Raw genomic sequence first — 10,194 nt, forward strand, 5'->3', positions numbered from 1 at the left:
GTCGAGCACGACGCGCAGCGTCGTGCTCGACGGGCCGTCGGCGATCAGGGTGTACGTGCCGGGGGGAAGGGAGCAGAACATGAACCGGCCCCCGGCGCCGGTGGTCTCCCACAGCGCCGAGCCGGAGTCGTCCGCCAGGCGCACCTGGAGGCCCTCCACCGGGTCGCCGTCGGCGTCCAGGACGACCCCCCGCACGTGCAGCAGCTTGCGCGGCAACTCGACGTCGACCAGCACGGGCTGACGCCCGGTGACGTCGAGCGGGCGGGTCACCGGCTCGTGCGCGCGATGCACCGCCACCAGCCGGTAGCTGCCGGAGCACAGGCCGCGCAGCTCGTACCGGCCCTCGGCCGAGGTCCGGGTGGAACCGACCACCTCGCCGGCCTCGTCCATGAGGAGTACCAGGGCCTCCGGCACGGGCATCCGCAGCCAGTCGTCCCTGACGGTGCCTCTGGCCATGGTGGCCTCCGGGAGCCGGACGGTCACCTCCGCACGGTGCAGCGGGGAGGACACCTCCACCTCGGCCACCTGCGGCAGGTGCCCGCGCGCGCCGACCAGCAGCACGTACTGCCCGGCGTCCGGGACGGCGAGGTCGTAGCAGCCGTCAGGGCCCGCCGTGCCCTCGTCCAGTTGACGGCCGGTGTGGTCGACGACGGTGAGGTGCGCACCCCCGATAGGAAGGCCGCCGGTGTCCAGGACCCGCCCCCGTACCCCGGCGGAGCCGCGGCGCATGATCATGGTTGTCCGTACCTTTCGTGGTGGACTCGTTCCGGCTGCCCCGGAACGACGGGACACCGGTCCCGGGGCCCGCACGCACGACCGACCGACCGCGGGTGGCCGTGGGAGGGCCGCGGTCGGGCGGTCGTGGTGCACGGAACCGGCGCGGGAGATCCCTCGAACCGGCACGACGCCGGTCTCCCCCCACCGCGCCGCCCCCGGCCCGAACCGGTGTTACGCCCGGTCCGCGGACGGCTCCGCGCCCGCCAGGCCGTTGAAGTGGTCGTTGTCCATGAAGGCCAGGACGCGGTCGAGTTCCTCCGCGATGTCCTGGCCCGGGTCCTGGGCCCACCGCAGCATCGCGTCCAGGATGACGCCGAAGACCGCGGCGCTCACCGCCCGGACCTGGACGTCGTCCTGCGGCCGGCCGCCGCGCTCCGCCACCAGTTCGATGATGGTCTGCCGGGCCTCGGCGACGTTGCCCAGGCTGGCCGCCCAGAGCTCCGGCACGGTGAGCATCAGGACGTCTCGGTCGCGCTGCGCGCCGAGCTCCGTCGAGGACAGCCCTTCGAAGGTGCTCCTGATGGCGTACCGCAGCGCGCGCACCAGGGGCAGCTCCTTGGGCTGCTCCCGCCAGGCGTTGATGAAGAACGCCTCCTGCTCGTCGGAGACCACCAGCTCTTCCTTGGTCGGGAAGTAGCGGAAGATGGTGCTCGTGGAGACCTCGGCGGCCTCGGCGATCTGCTCCATGGTGGTGGCGTCGTAGCCCTGGTCGCGGAACAGCCGCAGCGCCTGCTGCTGGATCGCGGCCCGGGTGCGGGCCTTCTTGCGCTCCCGCAGCCCGACCGCCCGCTCGCCCTTCTCAGGCGCCGGACCGCCGTGCACCTTCGCCGGAGTCATGGGGGCCTCCACCACCAACGCTCTCACTCTTGCAAGTGACAGTAGGCTATCAAACGAAGTCGGCGACGCAGGATGAATGGAAAAACTCCGGCGTACACGACCGGTGCTCAGTGGCTGCCGAACTCCTGGTCCAGCAGATCGAAGATGTCCTCGTCGCTGACCGCCTCCAAATCCGCCGCCGAGTCGTTCCGTGCGTCCCCGAACAGCGGGTCCGGCCTGCCGCCCGTCGCCTCCCGCCAGTTCCACAGCAGCGTCTCCAGCCGGCCGCCGATCTCCTCGCGCAGGCTCTCGTCCTCCGGCGGCGCGACCAGCGCCCGCTCCAGCCGCTGGAGGTCGTCCAGCAGGGTGCTCCCGCCGTCCTCCCCGTCGCCGCCGAGGAGTTCCAGCAGGTGGTCGGAGAGCTCCGCCGCCGTCGGGTGGTCGTAGATCAGCGTGCCCGACAGCTCCAGACCGGTCGCCGTCGCCAGCCGGGTCTTCAGCTCGATGCCGGTGAGCGAGTCGAAGCCCAGCTTCATGAACGGCAGGTGCGGCTCGACCTCCACCGGGCCGGTGTGTCCGAGCACCGCCGCCACCTCGGCGCCGATCGCCTCCACCAGGGCCGGGCGCCGCCGGGCGGGCGGCAGCTGCCGCAGCCGCTCGGCCAGCGGCGCCGGCCCGGACCGGGCGGCCTCCGCCGCGGGCTCGTCCGCCCCGGTGCCGCCGGTGCCGAGGTCGTCCAGCAGACGGCGCGGCCGGGCGGCCGTGAACACCTCGCCGAAGCGCCGCCAGTCGACGTCCGAGACGGTCACCCCGGTCTCGTCGTGCCCGACCGCCGCCGCCAGGGCCGCGATCGCCCGCTCGGGCGCCATGGTGCGCATGCCCGTCCGGGCCAGCGAGGCGACGTACTCCTCGTCCTGCGCCATCCCGGCACCGGCCCAGGCGCCCCAGGCCACGGCGGTGGCCGGACGGCCCTCGGCGCGCCGGTGCGCGGCCAGCGCGTCCAGGTAGGCGTTGGCCGCGGCGTACCCCGCCTGGCCTGCGCTGCCCCACACGCCCGCGCTGGAGGAGAAGAAGACCAGGACCTCCGGCGGTGCGTCCCGCAGCAGCTCGTCCAGGTGTCGGGCGCCGGCCGCCTTCGCCGCCAGCACCGCGTCCAGCTCGGCCGGCTCCTGCTCCGCCAGCGGCTTCGCCGCCCGGCCCTCCCCCGCCGCGTGGAAGACGGCGGTCAGCGGCAGGCCGACGGGGAGCGCGGCCAGCACCCCGGCCAGCGCGGCACGGTCCGCCGTGTCGCAGGCCGTGACGGTGACGGCTCCGGCGCCGAGGTCGAGCAGCTCCTCGCGCAGCGCCTGCGCACCCGGAGCGTCCGGGCCCGAACGGCTCAGCAGCACGAGGTGCTCGGCACCCTCGCGGGCCAGCCAGCGGGCGATGTGACCGCCCAGGGCCCCGGTCCCGCCGGTGATCAGCGCGGTGCCGTGCGGACGCCACCCGGTGGCCGGCCCGGCCTCGGCCAGCGGCGCGCGGACCAGCCGGCGCACCAGTACGTCCGCCCCGCGCAGCGCGACCTGGTCCTCGTCCGCGAGGCCGGCCAGCACCCCGACGAGGTTCCCCGCCGCCACCGGGTCGAGGACGGCCGGCAGGTCCACCAGCCCGCCCCAGCCGGCCGGGGCCTCCAGACCGGCGACCCGGCCCAGGCCCCAGACCTGGGCCTGCACGGGGTTGGGCAGCGGCTCGCCCTCGACGGCGGCGACGGCGCCCCGGGTGGCCGACCAGAGGGGCGCGGCCACCCGCGCGTCGCCGAGCGCCTGGAACAGTGCCATGGTCGCGGCCGTGCCCGCCGGTACCGCGCGGTGCCGCGGGTGCCCGGCCGAGGACAGCGCGAGCAGCGACAGCACGCCGTCGACCTCGCGCTCCGCGGCGGCGGTGCCCAGCAGTTCCGTCAGCTCCCGGCGGTCGGTCGCGGCGGCGTCCACCTCCAGCAGCCGGACCTCGGCGCCGTGCTCGCGCAGGGCGTCCGCGCAGGCGGCGACGGTACCGGCGTCGGCGTCCACGGGGGCGAGCAGCAGCCAGCCGCCGCCCAGCGCGGGCGCCTCGGGTGCGGCCAGCGGCTTCCACTCGATCCGGTAGCGCCAGGAGTCGAAGGACCGGGCGCCCTGCTGCCGGTGGCGCCAGGCGGCGAGGTCGGGCAGCACCGTCTTCAGCGAGGAGCGCGAGGACCCGGCCCCGATGCCGACCAGCGTGGCGAGGTCATCGGCGTCCCCGCCCTCGACGGCCTCCCAGAAGCGGAGTTCGGCGGGGTCGGCGGTGCTGGGGCGGGTGCGGTCGAGCCAGTAGCGGGTGTGGTCGAAGGCATAGGTCGGCAGCTCGGGCAGCGGACCGCCGGTGCCCAGCACCCGCGTCCAGTCCACGTCCAGGCCGTTGACCCAGGCCTGGGCCAGCCCCGTCAGCAACGAACGCGCCTCCGGACGGTCCGTGCGGGTCAGCGGCACCAGGGACACGCCCTCACCCGACAGGCTCTGCGCCGCCATCGCCGTCAGCACACCACGCGGACCGACCTCGACGAACGCTCCGACCCCGACCTGCTCGCGCGCGAACCGCACCGCATCGGCAAAACGCACCGGACGGCGCACCTGCTCCACCCAGTACTCCGCCGAGCACCACCGCTCCGCACCGACACTGCGGCCCTCGACCGTCGACACCAACGCCAGAGCGGGCTGCTTGAACGTCAGGCCGGAGGCGACGGCGCGGAACTCCTCCAGCATCGGCTCCATCCGGAAGGAGTGGAACGCGTGCGAAACCCGCAACTCCTTCGTCCGCACCCCCTCACTCCCCCACGACGCCGCCAGCTCCGCCAACGCGTCCAGGTCACCGGACACCACCGTCGCCGCAGGACCGTTGACCGCCGCGACCTCGGCGCGGCCCTCGAAGGCCGCGAGTCGTGCGACGACCTCCGCCTCCGCCGCTTCCACCGACAGCATGCCGCCGCCCTCCGGCAGCGCCTCCATCAGCCGGCCACGCGCAGCGACCAGCGCGCACGCGTCCCCCAGATCCAGCACACCCGCCACATGCGCCGCCGCCAGCTCACCGATCGAGTGCCCCACCAGCAGGTCAGGACGCAACCCGCAGGACTCCACCAGCCGGAACAGCGCCACCTCGAACGCGAACAACGCCGCCTGCGTGAACACCGTCCGGTCCAGCAACGCCGCCTCCGCCGAACCCTCCCCGGCGAACATCACCTCACGCAGCGAACGCCCCAACAACCCGTCCAGATGCGCACACGCCTCGTCCAGCACCGCCGCGAACACCGGCGCCGACGCATACAACTCCCGCCCCATGCCCGGACGCTGAGCACCCTGACCCGAGAACAGGAACGCCGTCCCCGCCTCCGCGCCCACCTGGCCGGCCACCACACCACCGGCCACCCGGCCCGCCTCGGCGAAGCCCGACAGGCCGACCAGCACCTCCGACCGGTCGCCACCGACCACCGCCAGGCGATGACCGAGAGCCGATCTGGCCGCCAACGACCTCGCCAGTGGCACGAGTTCGCGCTCGGGTCGGTCCTGGGCGAACTCCAGCAGCCGGGCCGCCTGGGCCCGCAGCCCACCGGAGCTGCCGCCCGAGAGGACCCAGGCCACCGGCTCGCCCGACAGCAGCGGGCCGTCGGCCTCGGCGGCCTCCTCCGCTTCGGCGGGGGCCTCCTCGACGATCACGTGCGCGTTGGTGCCGCTCGCCCCGAAGGAGGAGATCCCGGCGCGCCGGGCCCGCTCGCCGCGCGGCCAGGCGACCGGCTCGGTCAGCAGCGACACCGCGCCCTCCGACCAGTCGACGAACGGCGACGGCTGGTCCACGTGCAGGGTGCGCGGCAGCTCCTCCTGCTGGAGGGCCATCACCATCTTGATCACACCGCCGACGCCGGCCGCCGCCAGTGTGTGCCCCATGTTGGACTTCAGCGAGCCCAGCAGCAGCGGACGGTCCTGCTCGCGGTCCTGGCCGTAGGTGGCGATCAGGGCCTGCGCCTCGATCGGGTCGCCGAGCTTGGTGCCGGTGCCGTGCGCCTCCACGGCGTCGACCTCGTCGGCCGACAGGCCCGCGTTGGCCAGCGCCGCCCGGATCACCCGCTGCTGCGACGGGCCGTTGGGCGCCGTCAGGCCGCTGCTGGCGCCGTCCTGGTTGATCGCACTGCCCCGCACCACGCCGAGCACCCGGTGGCCCAGCCGCTTGGCGTCCGACAGCCGCTCCAGCGCGATCAGGCCCACTCCCTCCGCCCAGGCCGTGCCGTCCGCGCCCGCCGCGAACGGCTTGCAGCGGCCGTCCGGCGACAGGGCCCGCTGGCGGGAGAACTCGATGAATCCGCCCGGACCCGCCATGATCGTCACGCCGCCGGCGAGGGCCGTCGTGCACTCGCCCTGGCGCAGCGCCTGGACGGCGAGGTGCAGGGCGACCAGCGAGGAGGAGCACGCGGTGTCCACCGTCACCGCCGGGCCCTCGAACCCGAAGGAGTACGACACCCGGCCGGACAGCACACTGGAGGTGTTACCGGTGAAGGCGTAGCCCTCGACGCTCTGCGCCACCTGCTCCAGGTCCGGGATGTAGGAGACGGCCGCCCCGCCGACGAAGACGCCGGTCCGGCTTCCCTTCGCGGCCGGCGGGTTGATCCCGGCGCGCTCCAGCGCCTCCCAGGCGACCTCCAGCAGCAGCCGCTGCTGCGGGTCCATCGCCAGCGCCTCGCGCGGCGAGATCCCGAAGAACTCCGCGTCGAAGCCCGCGATGTCGTCCAGGAAGCCGCCCCGGCGGGTGTACGACTTGCCGGACCGGTCCGGGTCCGGGTCGTAGAGGTCCTCCGGCCAGTCGCGGTCGGTCGGGAACTCCGAGGTGGCGTCCACGCCCTGGGCGACCAGCTCCCACAGCGCCTCGGGGGTGTTCACCCCGCCCGGGTAGCGGCAGGCCATGCCCACCACCGCGATCGGCTCGTGCGCCGCGTCGATCAGCCGCTGGTTCTCCCGCTGGAGCCGCTCGCGCTCCTTCACCGACGCTCGCAGGGCCCGGACGATGTCCTCAGTCGAGGCAGCCATGATGAAACCTATCTTTCCGAGTCGATTCAGGATTCGTCGCCGAGAGCGAACTGGACGAGGTCGTCGATGGCCATCAGGTCGATGGACTCCTCCTCGCTCTCCGCGCTCGCCTCCGCCTCCGTGTCGGCCGACGGGTCGGCCAGACCCAGGAGTTGGAGCAGCGGCTTCATCAGGCCGGCGCCCCTGAGGCGGTCCAGCGGGATCGTGGCGAGCGCCCGGCGAATCCCCTCCTCCCCCTGCTCCCCCCGGTCCGCCACCGGGGCGGATTCGGTTCCGGTGGGGGCGAGTTGGTCGAGGAGGTACTGGGTGAGGGCGTTGGGGGTGGGGTGGTCGAAGACGGCGGTGGCGGGCAGTCGGACGGCGGTGGCGGTGTGCAGGCGGTTGCGGAGTTCGACGGCGGTGAGGGAGTCGAGTCCCTGGTCGAGGAAGCCGCGGGTGGCGTCGATGCCGGCGGGGTTGTCGATGCCGAGGATCACGCCGATCTGGCGGCGGACCAGGGTGAGGACGTGCTGGTGGCGCTCGGTCGGGGTGAGCCCGGCGAGCTGCTCGCCCAGCGCCGGCCCGGACTGGTGGGTGGTGGCGGTCGGCCGGATGGTGGCCAGCCGCGACCAGACCGGGAGCTGCGGGATGTGGGCCGGGTTGAGCGGCGACGCGAAGTGGAGCGGACGGGCCGTCCGGTCCGCCGCGTCGAAGATCTCCAGCCCGCGCTCGGAGCTCATCGGCACGATCACGCTGCGGGACATCCGGGCGTGGTCCTGGTCGGAGAGGTGGCCGGTCATCGAGCTGGCCTGGGCCCACAGGCCCCAGGCGAGGCTGGTGGCGGCCAGGCCGTTGGCGTGGCGGTGGGCGGCGAGGGCGTCCAGGAAGGTGTTCGCCGCGGCGTAGTTCGCCTGGCCGGGGCTGCCCAGCAGGCCGGCCGCCGAGGAGAACATCACGAAGGCGCCCAGATCGTGCCCCCTCGTCAGCGCGTCCAGCAGGACGGCCGAGTCGACCTTGGAAGCCAGGATCGTCCGCAGCTGCTTCTCCGTCATGGCCGTCAGCGTGGCGTCGTCGAGGGCGCCGGTGGTGTGGATGACGGCGGTGAGGGGGTGTTCGGTGGGGATGGTGTCGATGACGTCGGTGAGGGCGGTGGGGTTGGTGGCGTCGCAGGCGGTGATGGTGACGGTGTGGGCGCCGAGGGTGAGGAGGTCGTCGCGGAGTTGGTCGGCGCCGGGGGCGTTGGGGCCCTGGCGGCTGATGAGGTGGAGGTGGGTGGTGTGGTGGTGGGTGACGAGGTGGCGGGCGAGGAGGCTGCCGAGGGTGCCGGTGCCGCCGGTGACGAGGACGGTGCCGTCGGGGTCGACGGGGGTGGGGACGGTGATGACGTTCTTGCCGGTGTGGCGGCCCTGGCTCATGTGGCGCAGGGCGTGGCGCAGGTCGGCGAGGTGCCAGGTGGTGCGGGGCAGGGCGGTGAGCGTCCCGTCGGCGAACAGGGCCAGCAGGTCCGCGAGCATGTCGCGGGTGCGGTCGGGGCCGGCCTCCTTGAGGTCGAAGGCCTGGTAGCTGGTGCCGGGGTGGGCGGCGGCCATGTCCTCGGGTTGGCGGATGTCGGTCTTGCCCATTTCGAGGTAGCGGCCGCCGGGGGCGAGCAGGGCGAGGGAGGTGTCGACGGGTTCGCCGGCGAGGGAGGCGAGGACGACGTCGAGGCCGTGGCCACCGGTGGTGGTGCGGAAGTGGTCGGCGAAGTCGAGGGTGCGGGAGTTGGCGATGTGGTCGTCGTCCAGGCCCATGGCGCGCAGGGTGTCCCACTTGGCGGGGCTGGCGGTGGCGTAGACCTCGGCGCCGAGGTGGCGGGCGAGTTGGACGGCGGCCATGCCGACGCCGCCGGTGGCGGCGTGGATCAGGACGCGTTCGCCGGGCTGGAGGCGGGCGAGGTCGTGCAGGGCGTAGTAGGCGGTGAGGAAGACCGCGGGGACCGAGGCGGCCTGCTCGAACGACCAGCCCTCCGGGACCGGCGCCACCATCCGCTCGTCCGCCACCGTCAACGGCGCGAACGCCGACGGGAACGCGCCCAGCACCCGGTCGCCGACCGCGAAGCGGGTCACCCCCGGGCCCGTCTCGACGACGACACCGGCACCCTCGCCGCCGAGGCCGTCCGCGAACCGGGCGAGGCCCAGGGAAGCCGCGACATCCATGAAGTTGAGTCCGGCGGCGCGGACTTGGAGGCGGACCTCGCCGGGTTCCAGGGGGCGGGTGGCGCGGGGGTTGGCGGCGCGGCCGACCTCGTCGAAGGTGCCGCCGCCGAGGGCGTCGATCCGCCAGTCGCTGCCGGCGCCGAACCCGGACACGGCCGGGATCTGCCCGGCGCCGGAGCCGCGTCCCACCCGCAGGGCGAGCAGGGTGGCGCTGCGCTGGGCGAGTTGGGGCTCGCCGGTCCCGAGGGCGCGGGTGATCAGGGCGGTGTAGTCGGGCGCCTCGGTGGTGTCGGGGTCGGCGTCCAGGAGGAGGAAGCGGTCGGGGTGCTCGCTCTGGGCGCTGCGGACCAGGCCCCAGGCGGTGGAGGCGGCGAGGTCGGTGACGTCGGCGCGCGGGCCCTGTCCGGCGGCGACGGCGCCCCGGGTCAGGACGATCAACGGGGTCGACTCCAGGCGGGGTTCGGCGATCCACGCCTGCACCGCCGCCAGCAGACCGGAGGCCAGGGTGTGCGCGGCCGAGGCCACGTCCTCCACCGCCTCCGGCGCGGCGAGCGGCAGCACGCCGTACGCGGGGACGGGCGCCCCGGCGTCCAGCGCCGCCACCAGCGCGGCCACATCGGCGTGGGCCGACGCCTCGGCGATGCCGGCCGCAACACCGAGCGGGTCGGCACCGAGCACCGTCAACGAGCCCGAGATCGAGGCCTGGAGGCCCTCGGCCACCGCGGCCGGGAACCAGTCCATGGTGAACAGGGCGTCCGCCCCGGGCGAGACCGCGGCCAGTTGGGTCGGGTCGGCGCGGCGCACCCGCAGCGCCTCCACCAGCAGCACCGGCTCGCCGGCCGCGTCGGCGGCGGCGATCCGCACGGTGTCCTCACCCGTGCTGCGCAGTCGGACCCGCAGCAGACCGGCTCCGGTGGCGAGCAGCGACACGCCGTTCCAGGAGAACGGCAGCCAGACGCCCTCCTGGGCGAAGCCGTCGTCGAACTGCTGGGCGTGCAGGGCGGCGTCCAGCAGCGCCGGGTGCAGACCGAAGCGGCCCGCGTCGTCCGCCGCCGGCTCGGGCAGCGCCACCTCGGCGTACAGCTCGCCGTCCGCGCCGCGCCAGACCTTCCGCAGGCCCTGGAAGACGGGGCCGTAGTTGTAGCCGCGCTCGACGAGGGTCTCGTAGGGGTCCGACATCTCCACCGGCTCGGCGCCGATCGGCGGCCACACGCGCAGCGCCGCGAGGTCCGCGTCGCCCGCGTGCGAAGGCGCCTCCGGGGCGGCGAGGGTGGCTTGGGCGTGGCGGGTCCAGGTGGTGTGGGTGGTGGTGTGGGGGCGGGAGTAGATGGTGGTGTTGCGGCAGCCGTCGGGGTCGG

4 protein-coding genes are annotated in these 10,194 nt (G+C 74.5%); all 4 read right to left on the minus strand.

The window, feature by feature from the left end; all coding sequences use genetic code 11:
- Positions 1 to 735, minus strand: a 735-nt coding sequence (locus tag ACFU74_RS33060; RefSeq protein ID WP_380763545.1) for a collagen binding domain-containing protein, incomplete at its 3' end; no start/stop codon positions are given.
- A 213-nt stretch (positions 736 to 948) separates the two neighbouring features.
- Positions 949 to 1,614, minus strand: coding sequence for a TetR family transcriptional regulator (locus ACFU74_RS33065; protein WP_380763547.1), 666 nt, complete (start codon positions 1,612 to 1,614; stop codon positions 949 to 951).
- 107 nt (positions 1,615 to 1,721) lie between these two features.
- Positions 1,722 to 6,662, minus strand: coding sequence for a type I polyketide synthase (locus tag ACFU74_RS33070; RefSeq protein ID WP_380763549.1), 4,941 nt, complete (start codon positions 6,660 to 6,662; stop codon positions 1,722 to 1,724).
- 26 nt (positions 6,663 to 6,688) lie between these two features.
- The coding region (locus ACFU74_RS33075; RefSeq protein WP_380763551.1) for an SDR family NAD(P)-dependent oxidoreductase at positions 6,689 to 10,194 on the minus strand (3,506 nt) is incomplete at its 5' end.

The sequence above is a fragment of the Kitasatospora sp. NPDC057500 genome (assembly GCF_042802195.1).
Taxonomy (GTDB): Bacteria; Actinomycetota; Actinomycetes; order Streptomycetales; family Streptomycetaceae; genus Kitasatospora.